The 19299-nt window shown below is 73.9% G+C and carries 17 protein-coding genes; 8 read left to right on the forward strand and 9 right to left on the reverse strand.

Translation table 11 applies throughout. From position 1 onward, the window contains the following. Positions 1–12: 12 nt before the first annotated feature. The 7 genes from ACIGXE_RS08055 to ACIGXE_RS08085 form a co-directional block, all read right to left on the reverse strand. Positions 13–1413, reverse strand: a complete 1401-nt coding sequence (locus ACIGXE_RS08055; protein WP_399744674.1) for an aminobutyraldehyde dehydrogenase — start codon at positions 1411–1413, stop codon at positions 13–15. Then, positions 1406–2719, reverse strand: coding sequence for a flavin monoamine oxidase family protein (locus ACIGXE_RS08060; protein WP_399744676.1), 1314 nt, complete (start codon positions 2717–2719; stop codon positions 1406–1408). The genes ACIGXE_RS08055 and ACIGXE_RS08060 overlap by 8 nt, the downstream gene beginning before the upstream one ends. A gap of 25 nt (positions 2720–2744) precedes the next feature. Further along, on the reverse strand, positions 2745–3908 hold the full coding sequence (locus ACIGXE_RS08065) for an ABC transporter ATP-binding protein (protein ID WP_399744678.1): 1164 nt from the start codon (positions 3906–3908) through the stop codon (positions 2745–2747). A 5-nt stretch (positions 3909–3913) separates the two neighbouring features. Continuing rightward, the gene (locus tag ACIGXE_RS08070; protein ID WP_399744680.1) at positions 3914–4750 is read right to left on the reverse strand and encodes an ABC transporter permease; all 837 of its coding nucleotides are present in this window, start codon (positions 4748–4750) and stop codon (positions 3914–3916) included. Further along, positions 4747–5637 (reverse strand): ABC transporter permease, encoded by an 891-nt coding sequence (locus ACIGXE_RS08075; RefSeq protein WP_399744682.1) that lies wholly within the window; start codon positions 5635–5637, stop codon positions 4747–4749. Before ACIGXE_RS08075 ends, ACIGXE_RS08070 begins: the two co-directional genes overlap by 4 nt. A gap of 1 nt (position 5638) precedes the next feature. Continuing rightward, the gene (locus ACIGXE_RS08080) at positions 5639–6769 is read right to left on the reverse strand and encodes a spermidine/putrescine ABC transporter substrate-binding protein (protein ID WP_399744684.1); all 1131 of its coding nucleotides are present in this window, start codon (positions 6767–6769) and stop codon (positions 5639–5641) included. A 227-nt stretch (positions 6770–6996) separates the two neighbouring features. After that, positions 6997–8367 (reverse strand): aromatic ring-hydroxylating dioxygenase subunit alpha, encoded by a 1371-nt coding sequence (locus ACIGXE_RS08085; RefSeq protein ID WP_399744686.1) that lies wholly within the window; start codon positions 8365–8367, stop codon positions 6997–6999. Between the two features lie 523 nt (positions 8368–8890). Here ACIGXE_RS08085 and ACIGXE_RS08090 point away from each other — a divergent pair. The 7 genes from ACIGXE_RS08090 (at position 8891) to ACIGXE_RS08120 (ending at position 16531) form a co-directional block, all read left to right on the forward strand. Further along, positions 8891–9409: a hypothetical protein gene (locus ACIGXE_RS08090; RefSeq protein WP_399744688.1), complete on the forward strand. Its 519-nt coding sequence runs from the start codon at positions 8891–8893 to the stop codon at positions 9407–9409. Next, positions 9406–10923 (forward strand): NADH-ubiquinone oxidoreductase-F iron-sulfur binding region domain-containing protein, encoded by a 1518-nt coding sequence (locus ACIGXE_RS08095; RefSeq protein ID WP_399744690.1) that lies wholly within the window; start codon positions 9406–9408, stop codon positions 10921–10923. Before ACIGXE_RS08090 ends, ACIGXE_RS08095 begins: the two co-directional genes overlap by 4 nt. Then, entirely contained in the window at positions 10920–11111 is a 192-nt protein-coding gene (locus ACIGXE_RS08100; RefSeq protein ID WP_399744692.1) for a ferredoxin, read from the forward strand. Before ACIGXE_RS08095 ends, ACIGXE_RS08100 begins: the two co-directional genes overlap by 4 nt. Before the next feature lies 1 nt (position 11112). Further along, positions 11113–13200: an acetate--CoA ligase family protein gene (locus tag ACIGXE_RS08105; RefSeq protein ID WP_399744694.1), complete on the forward strand. Its 2088-nt coding sequence runs from the start codon at positions 11113–11115 to the stop codon at positions 13198–13200. Between the two features lie 53 nt (positions 13201–13253). Further along, complete coding sequence (locus tag ACIGXE_RS08110) at positions 13254–14423, forward strand: acyl-CoA dehydrogenase family protein (protein WP_399744696.1); 1170 nt, start codon at positions 13254–13256, stop codon at positions 14421–14423. Between the two features lie 181 nt (positions 14424–14604). Beyond that, the gene (locus tag ACIGXE_RS08115; RefSeq protein ID WP_399744698.1) at positions 14605–15777 is read left to right on the forward strand and encodes an acyl-CoA dehydrogenase family protein; all 1173 of its coding nucleotides are present in this window, start codon (positions 14605–14607) and stop codon (positions 15775–15777) included. Positions 15778–15919: 142 nt separating this feature from the next. Next, on the forward strand, positions 15920–16531 hold the full coding sequence (locus ACIGXE_RS08120) for a TetR/AcrR family transcriptional regulator (protein WP_399744700.1): 612 nt from the start codon (positions 15920–15922) through the stop codon (positions 16529–16531). 69 nt (positions 16532–16600) lie between these two features. On the opposite strand, the gene ACIGXE_RS08125 is transcribed toward ACIGXE_RS08120, so the two are convergent. Then, a complete protein-coding gene (locus tag ACIGXE_RS08125) occupies positions 16601–16909 on the reverse strand; it encodes a hypothetical protein (protein WP_399744702.1) in 309 nt (102 codons plus the stop codon). Between the two features lie 360 nt (positions 16910–17269). Here ACIGXE_RS08125 and ACIGXE_RS08130 point away from each other — a divergent pair, with 360 nt between their 5' ends. Beyond that, entirely contained in the window at positions 17270–18043 is a 774-nt protein-coding gene (locus ACIGXE_RS08130) for a class I SAM-dependent methyltransferase (RefSeq protein WP_399744704.1), read from the forward strand. 443 nt (positions 18044–18486) lie between these two features. Here the strand turns inward: ACIGXE_RS08130 and ACIGXE_RS08135 are convergent, their stop codons facing one another. Further along, complete coding sequence (locus tag ACIGXE_RS08135) at positions 18487–19212, reverse strand: dienelactone hydrolase family protein (protein ID WP_399744706.1); 726 nt, start codon at positions 19210–19212, stop codon at positions 18487–18489. Positions 19213–19299 lie beyond the last annotated feature (87 nt).

A 19299-nucleotide genomic window follows, 5' to 3' on the forward strand; every position in this document is an offset into this window, starting at 1 on the left:
CGTCGCCGGCGTTCAGAGCATGACGTGCTTGGGCCGGGTGTAGTCGAGGAGCCCGGACAAGGACAGGTCGCTGCCGTAGCCCGAGTGCTTGGCTCCGCCGTGGGGCATCTCGGAGACCGTGGTGCCGTGGGTGTTCACCCACACGATCCCGGTGTGCAGGGCCCGGGTCGCGCGCATCGCCCGGTCGTGGTCCGTGGTCCAGACGCTCGCGGCGAGCCCGAAGCGCACGTCGTCGGCGAGCCGCAGCGCCTCGGCCTCGTCGGCGAAGGACTGCACGGTCACGACGGGCCCGAAGATCTCCTCCTGGACGATCTCGTCGTCCTGCCGCACCCCGGCGACGACGGTGGGGGAGTGGAAGAAGCCGGGCCGCGCGGGCCGCGTGCCGCCCGCCACGATCCGGGCGTGCTCCGGCAGCCGGCCGAGCAGGTCGCGGACCGAGGCCAGCTGGGCCGCGCTGTTGAGAGGGCCGAGGTCGGTGCCGGGGCGCAGTCCGCGCGCGGCGGCGGCGAAGGCGTCGAGGAAGGCGTCGTGGACGCGGGCGTGGACCAGGAAGCGGGTGGGCGCCGTGCAGTCCTGGCCGGCGTTGAAGAAGGCGACCTGGGCCAGCGCGGCGGCGGTGGCGGGGACGTCGACGTCGTCGTGGACGATCACCGGCGCGTTGCCACCGAGCTCCAGATGGACCCGCTTGAGGCCCGCCGCGGCCGCGGCGGCGATCTCCTGGCCGGCACGGACACTGCCGGTGAGCGCGATCAGGGCGACGGCGGGATGGGCGGTGAGCGCGCGGCCGGTGTCGCGGTCGCCGCAGACCACGTTGAGGACACCCGGGGGAAGGTGGGGAGCCGCGATCCGGGCGAGCAGGACCGACGAGGAGGGAGTGGTGTCGGCGGGTTTGAGGACGGTGGTGTTGCCGGCCGCCAGGGCGGGCGCGATCTTCCACGCGGCCATCATCAGCGGGTAGTTCCACGGGGTGATCTGGGCGCAGACGCCGACCGGCTCACGGCGCAGCAGGGAGGTGCGGCCCTCGGCGTACTCGGCGGCGGCGGCGCCCGGGAGGCTGCGCGCGGCCCCCGCGAAGTAGCGGAAGACGTCGGCGACCGCGGGGAGTTCCTCGCCGCGGAACTGGTCCGCGGGCTTCCCCGTGTCGGCGGTCTCCGCGGCCGTCAGCTCGTCCGCGTGGGCCTCGACGGCGTCGGCGACGGCGAGCAGCGCCCGCTGCCGCACGGCCGGCGTGGTGGCCGACCAAGGCCCGTACGCGGCCGCGGCGGCCGCGCAGGCGGCGTCGGTGTCGGCCCGGCCGGAGCGCGGCGCGCGGCCGTGCACGCGTCCGGTGGCGGGGTCGACCAGCTCGGTGGTCGCGCCGGAGGCGGCGGGGCGGTCCTGGCCGCCGATGTGGTTGAGCAGGCTGTCAGCCACGGCGCAGCGCCTCCTTCGCGGCGGCGCGGCCGGTCCGCACGGCGCCCTCCATGTATCCGGCCACCCACTGGTCCGATCCGCAGACGTAGAAGGGCGGTTCGTGGGTGCCGTGGCGGGGGCCGACGGCCAGCACGTCGCCCGGGGCCCACTGCGTGACGTACCCCTGCGTCCAGGGGTCGGTGCCCCACAGGCGCAGGTGCGCGACGAGGGGCCGCAGGGCCTCTTCCCCGTACAGCCGGGCGATCTCGGCGAGGAGTTCGGGGATGCGCAGCGGCGCGGGGGCGCCGAGCAGCACGCCGTACCGCTCGGGCGGGACGAGGGCGGACAGGACACCCTCGTTCTGCGGCCAGGTGCTGCCCACCACCCCTTCGCACTCCGACAGGCCGCTGAGCCCGCGCTCACGCCAGAACGGCCGGTCGTAGGCGGCGACGAACTTCGCGGCGAGCGCGTGGCGCTGCCGGCGCAGCGAGGCCAGGCGCTCCTCGCCGACACCGGTCACGGAGAGCGCGCGGAAGGGACCGGCGGGCAGGGCGCTGACGACCGCGCCCGCGGTGAGGGTCTCGCCGCCGGCGAGGCGCACGCAGCAGCCGCCGCGGCGCACCACGAGTGCCTCGACGGGCGCGCCGGTACGGATCCTGCCGTCGAGCCCGGCGGCCATCCGCAGGGCCACGGTCGCCGAGCCCTCGGCCACCCGCAGGCCTTCCCACGCCTCGTACTCGTAGTGGCCCAGACCCGGGACGGCGGCGTGCTTGCGCAGCGCGGCGAGCAGCGAGGTGCGTTCGTACGAGCCGTCGGCGAGGGCGAGCTGGCCGATCTCCCAGAGCCGTACGACGGCCGGGCTCGCCCCCTCCTCACGCAGCCAGCCGGCCACGGACAGCCGGTCCAGCGCGGAGGCCCGCGGATGGGACCACGGGTCGGCGGGGTCGACGGTCGCGGCGAGCGCGGCGAAGGCGGCCGTGACCTTCCGGTGGCACGCGTCGTCGCCGGGACCGAACCAGTGCGGCGGGTCGCCGGCGCTGACGCCTTCCGGGGTGGCGCGGGCGAGAGCGCCGGGTTCGGCGACGTAGCTGGGCACGAGCGTGAGGCCGAGTTCGGCGACGAGCGCCGTGTACGCGGTGTGGGCCGAGCCGACCACCTCCCCGCCGAGCTGCACGAGGCGGCCGTCGGGCAGCGTGGTCTGCTCGACGCGACCGCCGACCCGGTCGCGGGCCTCGACGACGAGGACGTCGGCTCCGCCCGCGGCGAGGTCGCGGGCGGCGGCGAGTCCGGCGAGTCCGGCACCGAGCACGATGACGTCGTGGTTCATGGGTGTTCCTCCGGTGGGGCCGTCGTCAGTCCAGGACCAGGCAGTGCTCGGGCCGCCAGCCGAGTTCGACCTCCTCGCCCCCGCTCCAGCGGTCCTCCCGGCGGGAACGGGCGGTGTTCTGCTCCAGCACGTGCACGGTGACGCCGGGGGCCAGCTCGATGAGGTAGGTCGTGGTGGGGCCGGAGTAGACGGTCTCCCGGACGACGCCGGTGACCCGGGCCATGCCGGGCTCGAAGTCCGACAGCCAGATCTTCTCGGGGCGCAGCGACAGGCTGACCCGGCTGCCGTCGGACACGCCGGGACGGTCGCCGACGGGCAGCTCCGGGCCCTGGTCGAGCAGCACCCGTCCCGCGCGATAGGTACCCGGGACCAGGTTGGAGGTGCCGAGGAAGGAGGCGGTGAAGCTGCTGGTGGGGCGCTCGTAGACGTCCTCCGGTGTCCCGCACTGCTCGACGCGGCCCTCGTTCATGACGGCGAGGCGGTCCGACATCGTCAGGGCCTCGTCCTGGTCGTGGGTGACGAACAGGAAGGTGATGCCGACCTCGCGCTGGATCTGCTTGAGCTCGACCTGCATCCGGCGCCGGAGCTTCAGGTCGAGAGCGGCGAGCGGCTCGTCGAGCAGCAGCACCTGCGGGCGGTTGACCAGGGCACGGGCGAGGGCGACGCGCTGGCGCTGGCCGCCGGAGAGGGTGGGCGGTCTGCGGGCGGCCAGGTCGCCGAGCTGCACGAGGTCGAGCATGTCGGCGACCCGGCGGCGGATCTCGGCGCGGGCGACGCCCTTGCGCCTGAGGCCGAAGGCCACGTTGTCGGCGAGGGAGAGGTGGTCGAAGAGGGCGTAGCTCTGGAAGACGGTGTTGACGTTGCGCCGGTGGGGCGGGAGCCCCGTCACGTCCTCGCCGTCGAGCAGCACGCTGCCCTCGGTGGGGTCGGCGAAGCCGCCGATCATGCGCAGCAGGGTGGTCTTGCCGCAGCCGGAGGGGCCGAGCAGGGAGAAGAACTCGCCGGTTGCGACGTCGAGGCTGATGTCGTGGACGGCGTACGCGGCGGCGGCGCCGCCCGGGCGGCCCGCGGAGCCGGGGTAGCGCTTGGCGACCCGGTCCAGCCGGACGGCGGGGTGGGGGAGCCCGGCCGGCGGACGCGGCGGCCGGGGTGCCCGCGAGGGCTGTGGATGCGGGGGGCGAGAGGTCATGGCGTTCACTTCCCGGAAAGCAGGTCGAGGCCGCCGCGCCGGCCGAACAGACGCGGGATGACGAGCGCGAGGGCGACGAGTCCGACGGAACCGGCCAGCATCAGCGTGCCGACGGCGTTGATGGTGGGCTGGACACCGAACCGGATCGCCGAGTAGATGCGGACCGACAGCGGCTGCGGATCCACACCGGTGGTGAAGTAGGCGAGCACGAAGTCGTCGAAGACCAGGGCGAAGACGAGCACGGCGGAGGCGAGGATGCTGGGGAGCAGCGCGGGCAGGGTCACCAGCCGAACGGCCTGCCGGCGGGTGGCCCCGAGGTCCATGGCGGCCTCCTCGATCTCCGGGTTGAGCGCGGCGATGCGGGAACGCAGGATCACCGTCACGTAGGAGATGGAGAAGGTGATCTCCGCGAGCGTCACGGTCGTCGTGGACAGGGTGATCCCGAGGCCCTTGAAGAGGAGCATCGCGGCGACGCCGGTGACGATCTCCGGAGTGATCAGCGGAACGAGCATCACCAGCCCGGCGAAGGACCCGAGCCGGCCGCGGCCGCGGACCAGACCGAGCGCCAGGGCGACGCCCAGCACCACCGAGCCGGCCATGGCCAGGAGGGAGACCCGCAGGCTCATGCCGAGCGAGTCCAGCAGCACGTCGTCGCGGAGGAACGCCCCGTACCACCGCAGGCTGACCTCGTCGAACACGGTCAGGGACTTCTGCGAGTTGAAGGAGAACAGCACGACGACGCCGATGGGGACGTAGAGGAGCGCGAAGAAGACGGCGGTGACGGCGATGGCGAACCGGGGCCGGCGCTCGGCGCCCCGGCGGCGGCCGCGCGCGGCCGTCAACGGACCGCCTCCGCCTCGTCCTTGCGGGTACGCCGCAGGTAGCCGAGCATGCCGAGGAGGAGGACGGCCATCAGCAGCATGGTGAGGGCCGCGCCCAGCGGCCAGTTCTGGCCCTGGAAGAACTTGTCCTGGATCAGGTTGCCGATCATGATCTGGTCGGGTCCTCCCATGAGCTGGGCGCTGACGAAGTCGCCCATGGCGGGCAGCAGGACGAGGACACAGCCCGCGGCCGCGCCCTGCCGGGTGGCCGGGACGGTGACGAAGAGGAAGGTCCGCAGCGGGCCGGCGTAGAGGTCGCGGCCGGCCTCGACGAGCGAGGTGTCCATGCGCTCCATGGCCGCGTACAGCGGAATGATCATGAAGACGACGAAGCCGTAGACGAGACCGGCGACGACGCCCGCGCCGGTCTGCAGGATCCGGGTCCCCCCGTCGGCGACGCCGATCGCGCGCAGCGCCCTCAGCAGCGGGCCGCCGTCCGACAGCACCACGGACCAGCCGTACATCCGCACCAGGTAGTTGGCGAAGAAGGGGACGACGATCGCCGCGATCAGCAGGTTCTTGTAGCGGCCGCCGCTGGTCGCGATGGCGTAGGCGACGGGATAGGCGACGACCAGGCACACGGCGCAGGTGACCAGGGCGTAGCCGAGGGAGCGCAGCAGGACGGTCCGGTACGCCGGGTCGCCCAGCGCGGTGACGTTGTCGAGGGCGAACCCGAAGCGCGGGTTGCCGAGCGGGTCGGTGGTGCCGAACGCGAGGGTGGCCACCAGGACCAGGGAGGCGACCAGGAAGACGGTCATCCAGAGCGTGCCGGGCAGCATCAGCCAGGTCCACAGCAGGTCCTGCGCCCGCCTTCTGACGGTGCGTGGCGGGGGAGCCGTGTCGGTCACCTCAGCCCGCCTTCACATCGGTCCAGGCGGCGTCACGGGCCTTCTCGCCCGCGGGGGTGCCGTTGCGGAAGTAGAGGTCGTCCTTGAGGTCGTCCGCGGTCACGAGGCACTGGGGGAAGGGTTCCACGAGCGCGGCGTAGGTGTCCTCCGTGCCCCGCACCGGCATCGGGTAGCCGATGTACTCGACGTTCCGCTTCGCGTTCTCCGGCCGGAGCATGTAGTCGATGAAGAGCATGGCGGTGCCGGGGTGCGGCGCGTCGGCGGGGATGGCGTAGCAGTCGGAGTTGACCGGGGCCCCCTCGCGCGCCGTCTCGAAGCCGAAGACGGACGGGTCCTTCGCCTGGGCGAGCATCGCGGCCATGTCCCCGCTCCACGCCTGGGTCATGTCGGCGTTGCCGTTGAGCAGGTTGTTGTAGCTGTCGCTGGAGAAGCCGCGCAGCCGGGGGCGCAGGCCGCGCAGGGTCTCGGTGACGCGGTCGAGGTCGCCGGGCCTCTCGGTGGTGAGCGGGAGGCCGTGCTTGAGCGCGCCGATGCCCAGGACCTCGTCGCGGTCGTCGAGGACGAAGACCTTGCCCTTGGCGCGGTCGTTCCACAGGTCGTCCCAGGAACCGGTGAGATCCCCGAGCCGGTCCCGGCGCCAGCCGATCCCGGTCTTGTACATCGTGAAGGGGACGGTGTGCGCGGAGCGGCGGTCGTACCAGGGGTCGGCGAAGTAGGCGTAGCTGCCGAACACGGCCTCGGCGTTCTTCAGCCGTCCGTGGTCGATACGGCGCAGCCGGCCCGCGCGCGAGAGGCGCTCGGCCCACTTCGCGGTGGGGAAGATGATGTCGTAGCGGTTGCCGGCGTTGAGTTTGGCGGCCATGCCTTCCATGGAGTCGTAGTTCGACTGGACGACCTTGACCCCGTACTCCTTCGAGAAGCCCTCGAAGACGGCCGGGTCGACGAAGTCGGCCCAGTTGAAGTAGACGAGGTCGCCGTCGACCTTGACGTCGATGGGAGTCTCGGCGGCCTCCTGGCCGGCCGCGTCGGATCCGGGGGAGAATCCGCAGCCGGCCGCCGTCAGACCGAGGGCGGCGGCGGTGCCGCCGCGGAGCAGTGAGCGGCGGGACAGGGAACGTGCCTCGGGGGACATGGGGTCCTCTCCGTAGGGCCGCTGGGGGACGGCGGGCGAACGAACGGCGCGTCGGCGCGCGGGGGTCCGGGCCGGCGCGTAGGGGGGTGGCGGGGCGGTGCCGCGGTGGGCAGTGGGCGGTGAGCGGTGGGCGGTGGCGTGGTGGGGCGGCGCGGTGGGCGGCGCCGCGGTGGGCGGTGGGCGGTGGCGCCGTGGGTGGTGCCGCGCGGGCGGTCCGTGGGTACGGCCTATCGGCCGGCCCCGTCGGAGCCAGGGTCGGGTACGGCGGGCGCGGGCGCGGGCGCGGGAGTGGGAGCGGGGGTGGGGGTGGGGGCAGGCGCGGGCGTGGCCGCGGCGGCGGGGGCTGCGGGGGCGGCGAGGTCGGTGCGGATGCGGTCGGCGAACCAGCCGACCGCGAGCTCCCGCCGGGACAGCGGTCCGGGCTCGAACCCCGGGGTGGCCAGGCCGCGTTGGACCCGGGCGACCAGTTCGGCGTCCTCGTCGTTGGTGATCCACCCGATGTGCATGTTCAGGCGCCGGGCGAGACGGGTGCGCAGCCCACTGCCCCGACGGGTGTAGAAGCCCCCCGGGACGGCCACCCGGTCGACGGCGGTCGGCAGTGCGGTCCAGGCGAGCACGTGGTCGGGGTAGAAGTCGATGAGGGTGTTGGGATAGATCACGGCGTACCGCCAGACCCTGCGGTCGGCCTCGGTGAGGCCGGGCATCGGCTCGGCGACGCGCTGGTAGAGCCGCTCGGCCCAGTTGGAGGACGGCTTCTCGCGCAGCGGCGAGGTGAACAGCACGTAGGAGTCGTGGATCTCGCAGCCGTACCCCTGGTAGTCGAGCAGCCGCATCAGGCCGGGGTGGGCGACGGGTACGTGATAGCCCTCCAGGTAGTTGTCGACCGCGACCTTCCAGTTGGCCTCCTGGACCTCGGCGCGCGCCAGGTCGTGGATCCGGTCCCGCCCGACCGGCACCAGGTCCGCTCCGGCGTAGTGCCCCACGGCCTCGGCGAGTCCCGCGCAGCTCTCGGCGAGCGGTACGGCGTCGGGGTCGAGGTTGACGAAGACGAAGCCGAGGAAGGACTCGACCCGAGCCGGGAACAGGCCCAGGCGGGGCCGGTCGAGGCAGGGGATCTGCCGGGCCTCGGGGGCGCCGACCAGGCTGCCGTCGAGGCGGTAGGTCCAGCCGTGGTACGGGCAGCGGATCGCCTTGCCGGCGGGTTCGGGGGCGGTCACCAGGCGGGTCCCGCGATGGCGGCAGACGTTGAGGTGGGCGGCGAGGCCGCCGTCCACGGTGCGCACGACCAGGACCTCGCGGTCGGCGACGGTGGCGGCGAGCCGGGCACCGGGCCCGGGCAGGTCGGACTCGTGGCACACGAGCTGCCAGGACCTGGCGAAGACGTGGCGGACCTCCGCGGCGGCGAGGTCGGGATCGGTGTAGTGGCCAGCCGGCAGCGCGCGGGCGGGGAGGGCCTGGGCGGGCGTGCCGGGTGCGGTGGGTCGGGTGATGCCGGCGTGCCGGGTGGGGTCGGTAGGCCCGGTGACTCCGGTCGGTGGGGTGGGGCCGGTGGGTCGGGCGAGCTCGGGTGCGTGGGGTGCGGGGGCTCTGGGGTGCATCGGTGACTCCTCGGGCCGCGGGGCGGGCGATCGGTGTCGGGCGTCGATGGCGTGCGAACCGGCTGCGGGCAGCGGGTCGGGGCGGGAGCCGGGACCGGGCTGACCGATTGGACAGTCAGAGTGGTGGCTGAATTCCGCCGGGTCAAGACTTGTACGCTGACCGATCGGTCAGCTAGCTTGGTTATTGCCTGACCGATCGGTCAGCAAACCTCTTCCTTGTCGCTGCTCCGCCGTAGTACCGCGCCTGACCTGCACGTTTGCAGCTGACCGCCAGGTGGCCCCAGGCCCGGCGCCGGACGCAGCCCGGCGTGCCCGGGCACCCGCCTCGGGCATGCGCTTCCCCTTGCTCCGCCCCCTTCCCCCACCGCCGTCGACCGTGAACGGGCCCAGGGCCCTTGCTGCCCGTCGCACTGCCCACCCGCACTGTTCAGCCGCCCGCCCGCCTGCCTGGCCGGCAGGACCGGCGGCCGGCCGACAGGCACGGAGACAGGTCACGGCACCCCCTTCCCTCCCGGAGGCACGCATGAGCGGTCATCGGCATCTGGACTGGCTCGGGCTCACGCCCGAGCCGGAGCGGGAACTGCCCGAGGCCGTCGCCGTACTGCGTGCCTCCGCGCAGGCGACACCCCACCCGACGGCGGACCGGGCCCGGCTCGCGGCCGCCGAGCGTCGCCGGGTGGAACACCTCGTCCTGCGGGGCAGCCGTCGCGGCTGGCTGCGCTATCTCGCCGAGGTCACCGCCCTGGTGACCGCCGTGACCGCCCGGCTCGACGAGCCGGGCGCCCGGAAGGACGGCCATGCCTTCGCGGATACGGACGCCGAGCCGGACACGACCCCGGAGAAGGACGCCCGGACCGAGGCCGCGCTGCTCGCCGCCGAGGTGGTCCTCGACCACCACCGGATGCTCATCGGCCTTCCCGGAGCGGGATACAGCCGCACCGCGGGGGACCGCGCCGCGCTCGAAAGCGCGCTGCGGCTCCTGCGCACCCGGTCCCGTACCGCCGGACCCGCCCCCACCGCCCCTACAGGAGACGGCAGATGACCACCGACCGCCCCCTGACCACCGACCGCCCCCTGACCACCGACCGCCCCCTGACCACCGACCGCCCCCTGACCACCGACCGTCCCCTGACCCCCGACAGCCCTCCGACCACCGTCGTCCGCCACTCGATCACCCCCGCCCCGGGCTCCCTTCTGGGCGCGACGCCATACGCGACGGAGAGCGCGAAGGCGTACGAGGCCGTCGGCGGCTACGCCGGCGCCGTCACCCCCGACGAGCTGCTGCGCCACCTCGAGGCCTGCGGCCTGCGCGGGCGCGGCGGCGCGGGTTTCCCGGCCGCCGTGAAGCTCCGTACCGTACGCGAGCACGGGCGACGCGGCCGGGGGAGCGGGGCGTACGGCGAGCACGCCACAGACACCGGCGCTCCCGTCGTGGTGGCCAACGGCGAGGAGGGCGAGCCCGGTTCGGTCAAGGACCGTTGGCTGCTGAGGGCCCGCCCGCACCTGGTCCTCGACGGCCTCGTCCACGCCGCGGCCGTCACCGGCGCCGAACGCGGTTACGTCTACCTCTCCGACCACGAGGCGGCCCGCCGCGTCCGCCGGGCCCTCGCCGAACGCGAACCGCCGCTGCCCGTCGAGGTCGTCGAGACCGCGCCCGCCTACGTCGCCGGCGAGGAGACCGCGGTCGTCCGCCGGATCGACGGCGGACCGGCCCTGCCGACCGCCAAACCGCCCCGACCCTTCGAGCGGGGGGTCCGCGGCGCGCCGACGCTGGTCGCCAACGTCGAGACGCTCGCGCGGATCGCGCTCGTCGCCGCCCGGCCCGACCTGCGGGAGCCCATCGCGTGCTCCGCCCTGGTCACCCTGTCCGGCGGCAGCGCGCCACCGGTGCTCACGGAGGTGCCGTACGGGGTCCCCCTGCGCGGACTCGCAGCCGGCCACGGAACCTCCGCCCCGGTCGGCGCCCTGATGGGCGGGCTGTTCGGCGGACTCGTCGACGCCCGCGCCCTGGACCTGCCCCTCGAACCCGAGGCGCTGGCCGCCGCGGGCACCGCGCTCGGCTGCGGGGCGGTCCGCTTCCTCGCCGCCGACGCGTGCCCGGTGAGCGTCGCCGTCGACGCGGTCGGCCACCTCGCCGCCGAGAGCGCGCGGCAGTGCGGCGTGTGCGTCTCGGGTACGGCCGCGATCCGCGACGCCCTGGACCACCTCGCCGCCGGAACCGCCGGACCCGACACCGCCGAGCGGCTGCACCGCTGGGCGCGTGAGCTGCCCGGACGCGGCGCCTGCGGGCTTCTCGACGCCGCCGCCGGCCTCGCCGGCAGCCTGCTGCGCGCCTTTCCCGGACAGGTCCGTGCCCACCTCGACACGCCCTGCCCGGTGTGCCGGGCCGAAGCCGCCGCACAGGACCCGCCCCGCCGCACCCGCCTGATGGTGCCGGTGCCCGCCGTGAGCGCACCCCTGGTGGTTCCACCCGCCCAGCCACCACCCACCCCCACCCCCACCCCCATCACCACCCCCACCGAGCCCCCGGCCGTCGTAAGGGAAGGAACGTCATGAAACTGCTGCTGGACGCCACGCTGTGCAACGGCTACGGCCTGTGCCAGGAGAACGCCCCCGAACTTGTCGAGCTCGACGAGTGGGGCTACGCGCGGGTGGTCCTCGTCGACGTGCCGCCCGCCGCCGAGGACCGGGCCCGCGCCTGCGTGGACAGCTGCCCCAACTCCGCCCTCCGCGTGGAGGGATGAGATGGCCCGCGACCTGACGGCGCTGTTCGACCCCGGCTCCGTTGCCGTCGTCGGCGCCAGCGACGACCCGGCGAAGTACGGCCACGCGGTGGCCGCGCAGGCCCTGCGCGCGCCTGGTCGGCGGCCGGTCCACCTGGTGAACCGGCGCGGCGGCACCGTGCTGGGCCGGAAGGCGGCCACCTCCCTCGGCGACATCGGCGAGCCGGTGGAACTGGTGGTGATCTCCGTGCCCGGCAGCGGCTTCGAGGCGGCCGTCGACGACGCCCTCGCCTGCGGGGCGAAGGCGATCGTCGCCATCACCGCCGGCTTCGCCGAGGCGGGCCCCGCCGGTCTGGCCCGTCAGCAGGCCGTCGCCGAGCGGGTCCGGGCCGCCGGAGCCGTGCTCGTCGGACCCAACTGCCTGGGCATCGCCGACAACACCACCGAGCTGTACCTGGCCTCCGACCGCTTCGCGCCCGGCCGCGTCGCGCTGCTCAGCCAGAGCGGCAACCTGGCCCTCGAACTCCAGCTGCGCGGTGCCCCGCACGACCTCGGCTTCTCCCGGTTCGTCTCGCTCGGCAACCAGGCCGACGTCACCCTCGTCGACCTCGTCGAGGACTGCGCCCGCCATGAGCCCACCTCCGTGATCGCCGTGTACGCCGAGGACTTCGGCGACGGCCGGGCCTTCGCGCGCGCCGCCGCCGCGGCAGACAAACCCGTGGTGCTCCTCACCGCCGGCCGAGGCACCGCCTCGGCCCGCAGCGCCCGGTCGCACACCGGCGCGCTGACCACCTCGGCCGACGTCGTGGCCGCGGCCTGCCGCGACGCCGGCGTCGAACTCGTTCGCACCCCACGGGAGATGACGGTGGTGCTCGCGGCCCTGACCGGCGGGCGGCGCACGGCGGACGGGCGGCGCACGGCAGGCCGACGGACCGCGATCCTCACCGACGGCGGCGGGCACGGCGCCGTGGCCGCGGACGCCGCCGAGGACGCCGGCCTCGACGTGCCCGAACTCGGCGCCCCGGCCCAGGACCGGCTGCGCGGCGTGCTGTGGGAGCAGTCCGCCGTCCGCAACCCGGTCGACCTCGCGGGCATGGGCGAGCAGCGACCCCTCTCGTACGCCGACACCGTCCGTGAGCTGCTGGCCGCCGACGAGATCGACGCCGTCCTGATGACGGGCTACTTCGGCGGATACGCCGCCTCCGAGGGCGGCCTGGGCGGCGGGCCGGCCGGCGGCTCCGTGCTCGCCGAGGGCGAGACACGGGCCGCGAAGGAGATCGTCGCGCACCTCGCCGCCGCACCGAAGCCGCTGGTCGTGCAGTCCATGTACCCGCGGTCGCCCAGTTGCCGGGTGCTCGCGGAGGCGGGGGTCCCGGTGTACGCCGCGACCGAGGACGCGGCCCGCGCGCTCGCCGCGCTGACCGGCCGCGCGACGGGCCCGCGCGCGGGGGTGGCCCCGCCGCCACCGGCCGCGGCGCCGTTCGGGGACCCCTCGTACCACGGTGTGCGGGCGCTGCTGCGGGCCGCCGGAGTGCCGTTCCCACCGGCCCGGGAGATCACCGACGAGGCCGGGCTGCTCGCCGCCGCCGCCGCGTTCGAGGGGCCGTACGTCCTCAAGGCCCTGCACGTCCTGCACAAGTCCGACGCGGGCGGGGTGGCCCTCCGGCTCGCGGACCGGGACGCGCTGCTGGCCGCGTACCGGGACATGGACGCCCGGCTCGGGGCCCCGTCGTACTCGGTCGAGGCCATGGCGGACCTTTCGGACGGCGTCGAACTCATCGTCGGTGTCCAACGCGATCCCCGGTTCGGGCCGGTGGCGATGGTCGGCCTCGGCGGAGTGCTCACCGAGACGCTCCGCGACGTGGCCTTCGCCCTCGCCCCCGTCGCCGCCGGGCCCGCCGAAGAGCTGCTGCGGGGACTGCGGACCGCCGCCCTGCTCGACGGCGTACGCGGCGGGCCGGCCGGGGACGTGGCCGCCGCGGCCGCCGTGATCGCCCGCATCACCGAGGTCGCCGCGGCCCACCCCGAGATCGCCGAGCTGGAGGTCAACCCGCTGCTGGTGCGCCCCGACGGCGCCCTCGCGCTCGACGCGCGCGCCGTCCTCGGCTGACCCCTCCTCGCAACCCGTCCTTCCCCCCTTCCATCCCGGAGGAGACCCGCACCATGGACTTCCGCTACACCCCCGAGCAGACCGAACTCAAGGCACGCGCCGCGGCCTACACCCGGCTCCTGATGCGGTACGAGGAGCAGTCGGAGGACGCCGGCGGCCCGTTGCCGCCCGACACCGTGCGGGAACTGACCCGGGCCGCGATCGACGCGGGCGTCTACGCCATCAACATGCCCGTCGAGTGGGGCGGCGCCGGACTCTCCCTCCTGGACCAGGTCATCGTCGAGGAGGAGTTCGGCAAGGTGACCAACTGCCTCTGGGACATCCCCTGGCGGCCCGCCAACGTCCTCGCGTACGGCACCGAGGCACAGCGCGAGAAGTACCTGCTGCCGGTGATCCGAGGCGAGCGCTTCGACGCCTTCGCGGTCACCGAGCCCGGGGCGGGCTCCGACCCCGGCTCGGGCACGAGCACCGCGACCCGTACGGCGGGCGGCTGGCTCCTGAACGGCGAGAAGTGGTTCGTCACCTGCGGCGACATCGCCGATTTCCTGTTGGTGCAGGCCGACGCCGGACCGGAGCGGGCGGCGACGCTGTTCTTCGTCGACAAGCGGGCGCCGGGGGTCGAGCTGACCCGGGTCCCCCGGTTCATGCACTCCGCGGTGAACGGCCACCCCGAGTTCCGCTTCACCGACGTCTTCGTCCCCGACGAGGACGTGCTCGGCGGCGTCGGCAAGGGCTACGAGCTGACGAAGGAATGGTTCACCGACGAGCGCCTGATGATCGCCGCCCGGACCGTCGGCGCGGCCGAGCGGGCCCTGGAACTGGCGCGTGACTGGGCCGTCGGGCGCCGTCAGTTCGGCTCCCGCATCGCGGACTTCCAGCTGATCCAGGGGATGCTCGCCGACTGCGCCGTCGACATCGCCGTCAACCGCGCCTACACCCACCAGGTCGCCTGGGAGGCCGACCAGCCGCACACCGACCGCAAGACCCTGCACGCCAAGGCCTCCACGGCGAAGCTCGCGGCGAGCGAGGCGGCAGGGCGGGTCGTCGACCGGTGCCTGCAGATCTTCGGCGGACGCGGCTACGACCGCTCGTACCCCGTCGAGCGGATGTACCGGGAGCTGCGCGTCGACCGCATCTGGGAGGGCACCTCGGAGATCCAGCGGCTGATCATCGCGAACGAGCTCGTCAAGCGCGGCACCGGAGCGCTGGCCCTGCCCAGCTGATCCGACCGCCGCCCCGGCCTTCGACGCGGGCCGCCGACCGCCGCCGTCGACCCCTCTCTCGGCGGGCGACCCGCACACCACCCCCTTCGCACCCCACCCCACCCATTCGCAGTCGCCCCACCCCGCACCCCCACCTCACCCACCCGCACCGTCACCGACCTCCGAAAGGACCAGGACCCCCATGGACTTCCGTCTCACCGCACGTCAGCAGGAGCTCAAGGAATCGGCGCGCGACCTCACCGGGTTCATCATGAAGTACGAGCTCGACTGCGAGGAGAACAACGGACTGCCGCCGGAGGCCCATGCAGAGATCCGCGCGGCCGTCCTCGACAGCGGCCTCCAGGCCGTCAACATGCCGGTCGAGTGGGGCGGCGCCGGACTCACCGTCCTCGAGCAGGTCGTGGTCCAGGAGGAGCTGGGCCGGCTCACCGGCGCCCTGTGGGACACGGTGTGGCGACCGGCCAACGCCCTGGCGCACTGCACGCCCGGGCAGCGCGAGCGGTACCTCGTACCCGTGATCCGGGGACGCCGGCGCGACTGCTACGCGGTGAGCGAGCCCGAGGCGGGTTCCGACCCGCAGAACCTGCGGACCACCGCGACCCGGACCGCCGACGGCTGGGTGCTGAACGGCGAGAAGTGGTTCGTCACCGTCGGCGACCACGCCGACTTCATGATCGTGCTCGCCGCCGCGGGGGAGGAGCGGGCGCCGACCCTGTTCCTCGTGGACAAGGACACGCCCGGCATCGAGATGACCAGGGTGCCCCGCTGGATGCACACCTTCGTCTACGAACACCCGGAGTTCACCTTCACCGACGTGCACGTCGCCGAGGACGCGGTGCTCGGCGGCGTCGGCAACGGCTACGACCTCACCCGCTCCTGGTTCTCCGAGGAACGGCTGATGATCGCCGCCCGTACGATCGGCGCGGCCGAGCGGGCCCTGGAACTGGCGCGTGACTGGGCCGTCGGGCGCCGTCAGTTCGGCTCCCGCATCGCGGACTTCCAGCTCATCCAGGGCATGCTCGCCGACTCGGCCGTCGACATCGCCGTCAACCGCGCCTACACGTACCAGGTCGCCTGGGAGGTCGGCGAGGGCCGGACCGACCGCAAGACCCTGCACGCGAAGGCCGCGATCGCCAAACTCGCGGCGAGCGAGGCGTCCGGCCGGGTGGTCGACCGGTGCCTGCAGATCTTCGGCGGACGCGGCTACGACCGCTCGTACCCCGTCGAGCGCCTCTACCGGGAGCTGCGCGTCGACCGCATCTGGGAGGGCACCTCCGAGATCCAGCGGCTGATCGTCGCGGGCGAACTCGTCAAGCGCGGCACAGGTGTCCTGCAGCTGCCGGTGACCTTGTGAGCGACCTGAGACGGGCCGGGGCTTCCACCCGTACCCGGAGCGCCGGGCGAGGCAGGATGGGCAGGGATGATGTCCCCACACCCACCCCACACCCACACCCACAGCCACACCGGCACTTTCACCGACACGGGGAGTTGCGAACGTGAGCAAGGCCGAGCGCGCACTCGAGACACGGGAGCGGATCCTCAAGGCCGCCTGCGAGGTGATCGCCGACATCGGTTTCGAGAACGTCAGCATGCGCAAGGTCGCCGAGCACGCGGGGGTGTCGAAGGCCCTGCTCCACTACCACTTCGACACCCGCGAGAAACTCTTCGCCGAGGCGATGACGCACTCCTTCGCCCAGACCGGCACGGACCTCGACGGCGGCGACGCGGACGTCCCCTCCGCCGACCTCCTCGCCCGCATCGTGCGCACCATGCTGCCCACGGACGAGGAGCTGCGCCAGGACTGGAAGCTGTGGCAGGAGCTCTGGGTGCGCGCCCAGCGCGACGAGGCGGCCCGGCAGCTGGCCGTCGACCTGTACGACCAGCTCCACGCCTGGGTCGGCGGCGCCGTGGAACGCGGCATCGCGTCGGGGGAGTTCACCCCCTGCGACGTCGCCGCGGTCAGCACCCTGGTCCTGGCCCTGTGCGACGGCCTGGGCATCCGCGTGATGCTCGCCGACCCGCACGTCGGCCTGCCCACGGCGCAGTCCGCGATCTGGTCGGCGATCGCCCCGTCGTTGGGTATCCCCGCGGCCTTCCCGGAGGTCTGACACGACGGGCCTGACGTGGCGGCCCGACAAGACGGGCCGGCCGCGGGACGAGAACCATCCGGTGCGAAGTCACTCCGGACAGATCCTGTTGCAGTGGCCGTCATGGTTCGGCGGCCACTCGCAGCAGGCGTGGTGCGCGGACCGCGTGCCCTCGACCGTGTCGCGGTCGACGAATTCCGTGACGATGCGGCCGTCCTCGATACGTGTGACCCCTACCTGCTTGTCGAAGTCGATCTTCAGTATGTCGAGCTCCAGCCTTCGGCACGCCACCGCATAGCGACCGGCGGCCTCGGGGTACCTGGCGAACAGCTTGTCGACCTCGTCGAAGAAGTCAGGGTCGCGCTCCGGCCCACAGGCGGGCTTGGTGTTCATGATCATGCTCCCCAGCGTCGAGTGCTCGGAGCCCCAGGACCATCGTCTCGCAGCCCTCAACCCGTTGCCACACGGGCGCCCGGCGCAGGCGGAGGCCCGTGCACGCTCCCCCGCCCGAGCGGCGCCCTGCACGCCGTACGGACGGACCTGAGCGCACGTCAGCCGCCATGCCGCCCTGCTGCCCGGTCCCTCCCCCTCCCGTCCTCCACCGGCCCGACTGATGCCGAACTCCACGCCATGTGCCCGCCTCGCCCTCCGCCTCGCCGCGTCGCCCGCGTCGCCCGCGAGGGAAGGGTGGGAGATCGTGGTGGGATGAGGGACGAGCGCTTCGGCATGTGGGCTGCCGGCGATGCCTACGATCGGTACATGGGCCGGTGGAGCCGTCTGGTCGCGGATGGATTCGTGGCGTGGCTCGACGCCGGGGCGGGTCTGCGGTGGCTGGACGTGGGGTGCGGTACGGGCGCCTTGGCCGCGACGGTGGCTGCGCGGTGCCGGCCCCGGACGGTGGTGGGCGTGGACCGGTCCGCCGGATTCGTGGCGTCGGCCGAGCGGGCCCGCCGCGCGCCGGGCGGCTTCGTGGTCGCCGACGCACGTTCGCTGCCGGTGCGCGACGCGGCGTGCGACATGGCCGTGAGCGGACTCGCGCTCAACTTCCTTTCCGAACCGGTCGTGGCCGTGACCGAGGCGGCCCGGGTGGTGCGACCGGGCGGGACCGTCGCCGCGTACGTATGGGACTACTCCGAGGGCATGGCGTTCCTCCGCTGCTTCTGGGACGCCGTGGTCACGCTGGAGCCGTCGGCTGCCGCACGGGACGAGGGCCGCCGCTTTCCGCTGTGCCGCCCGGAACCGCTGCACGCCGTGTGGGCGGAGGCGGGCCTCGAAGACCTGATGGTCGTTCCGATCGAGGTGCCCACCGACTTCTCCGGCTTCGCGGACTTCTGGGAGCCGTTCCTGGCCGGCCAGGGCCCCGCCCCGGCCTATGTCGCTTCCCTCGCGCCCGCAGAACGGGATCGACTGAGGGACACGCTCCGTCGGGCCGTACCCGCAGGGCCGGACGGGCAGATCGCGTTGACCGCCCGTGCCTGGGCCGTCCGCGGAAGGAAGCCGGGCCGCGACGGCGAGGACAGGCCGCCCAGCTGAGCCGCGTGGCGGCCGCCGCCACGGTTGCGTGAGAGCGCGTGCGGTGCGCACCTCGACAGAGGATCGGTGACCGACGGCCCCGACGGCCCCGACGGCCGCAAGGCGAGGCCGGCCCTGCGGGCCTGCCGAACGGTAGCCCTGAAGGCGTACCGTCCGCAGCCGAGGCGACTCCGAACGGCGGCGCAGGGCACGGGGTACGCGGCGGCTTCGTCCGCGACCCGGTACTCCGGGTCAGAGAGGAGCCGTTCCAGCAGCGCTTCGCCGAGCCCGGGATGCCGGGCGACCCGGGCGCGTACGAACATGTCCGGATCCCGGGCGAGCCGATCCGCCCTCCATGAGAGGCGCCCGCGCCCGGGCATGGACGGAAACGCCGCACCCTCGGCCGGCCAGGCGTCGCGCGAGACCCCACGCCACGAGGAAGGCAGTGGTCCGGACGCTCCGCCTCACCGGGTCACGGGCAGGCACTCGGCGAGCAGGTTCACGATGTCCTGCCAGGCTCGCTCGGCGTGCCGGGGGTGGTGGCCGACGCCGGGGACCACGGCCTGGTCGACCGGCGGGTGGTGGAAGGCGTGCAGGGCTCCGCCGTAGACCACGAGACGCCAGTCCACGCCCGCTGCCTCCATCTCGGCGGCGAAGGCGTCCCGTTGCTCGGCGGGCATGATCGGGTCCAGCGATCCGACCCCGGCCCACACGGGGCACCGAATGCGTGACGCCTCGCCCGGTCGGCCGGTGGTGAGCGCGTTGACGGTCCCGATGGCCCGCAGGTCGACGCCGTCGCGCCCGAGTTCCAACGCGATGGCCCCGCCGGTGCCGTAGCCGATCGCGGCGATCCGTTCCGGATCGGTCCGCGGTTCGGCGAGCAGGACGTCGAGTGCCGCGTGGCCGATGCCCCGCATCCGATCGGGGTCGGCGAGCAGCGGGGTCACGCGCGCCAGCATCTCCTGCGGGTCGGTGAACCACCGCCCGCCGTGCAGGTCGAAGGCGAAGGCCACGTAACCCAGTTGGGCGAGAGCGTCCGCCCGGCGGCGCTGGAAGTCGTTCAGGCCCGGCCCCTCCGGCCCGATCAGAACCGCGGGCCGGCGGTCCGCACCGGCGGGGAGCGCGAGGTGCCCGATCATCGTCAGGCCGTCGGCCGGGTAGGCGACCGTACGCGTGGTGATCGTCGTCATGAGACGGACTGTAATGACACCGGAGCCCCGCCCGAGCCGGCCTTCACCGTCGGCTGAACGGCGCCGGATGCGATTCTTCGGGCCGGT

The sequence above is a fragment of the Streptomyces sp. NPDC053431 genome (genome assembly GCF_044544925.1).
In the GTDB taxonomy this organism is placed as follows: domain Bacteria; phylum Actinomycetota; class Actinomycetes; order Streptomycetales; family Streptomycetaceae; genus Streptomyces.

Bases quoted from the DNA above. Each gene is read 5' to 3' on its own strand.
- ACIGXE_RS08130 (WP_399744704.1), top strand. From the start codon at position 17,270: ATGGGCCGGTGGAGCCGTCTGGTCGCGGATGGATTCGTGGCGTGGCTC.
- ACIGXE_RS08110 (WP_399744696.1), top strand. From the start codon at position 13,254: ATGGACTTCCGCTACACCCCCGAGCAGACCGAACTCAAGGCACGCGCC.
- ACIGXE_RS08125 (WP_399744702.1), bottom strand. From the start codon at position 16,909: ATGATCATGAACACCAAGCCCGCCTGTGGGCCGGAGCGCGACCCTGAC.
- ACIGXE_RS08105 (WP_399744694.1), top strand. From the start codon at position 11,113: ATGGCCCGCGACCTGACGGCGCTGTTCGACCCCGGCTCCGTTGCCGTC.
- ACIGXE_RS08115 (WP_399744698.1), top strand. From the start codon at position 14,605: ATGGACTTCCGTCTCACCGCACGTCAGCAGGAGCTCAAGGAATCGGCG.
- ACIGXE_RS08100 (WP_399744692.1), top strand. From the start codon at position 10,920: ATGAAACTGCTGCTGGACGCCACGCTGTGCAACGGCTACGGCCTGTGC.
- ACIGXE_RS08090 (WP_399744688.1), top strand. From the start codon at position 8,891: ATGAGCGGTCATCGGCATCTGGACTGGCTCGGGCTCACGCCCGAGCCG.
- ACIGXE_RS08065 (WP_399744678.1), bottom strand. From the start codon at position 3,908: ATGACCTCTCGCCCCCCGCATCCACAGCCCTCGCGGGCACCCCGGCCG.
- ACIGXE_RS08060 (WP_399744676.1), bottom strand. From the start codon at position 2,719: ATGAACCACGACGTCATCGTGCTCGGTGCCGGACTCGCCGGACTCGCC.
- ACIGXE_RS08085 (WP_399744686.1), bottom strand. From the start codon at position 8,367: ATGCACCCCAGAGCCCCCGCACCCCACGCACCCGAGCTCGCCCGACCC.
- ACIGXE_RS08080 (WP_399744684.1), bottom strand. From the start codon at position 6,769: ATGTCCCCCGAGGCACGTTCCCTGTCCCGCCGCTCACTGCTCCGCGGC.
- ACIGXE_RS08095 (WP_399744690.1), top strand. From the start codon at position 9,406: ATGACCACCGACCGCCCCCTGACCACCGACCGCCCCCTGACCACCGAC.
- ACIGXE_RS08135 (WP_399744706.1), bottom strand. From the start codon at position 19,212: ATGACGACGATCACCACGCGTACGGTCGCCTACCCGGCCGACGGCCTG.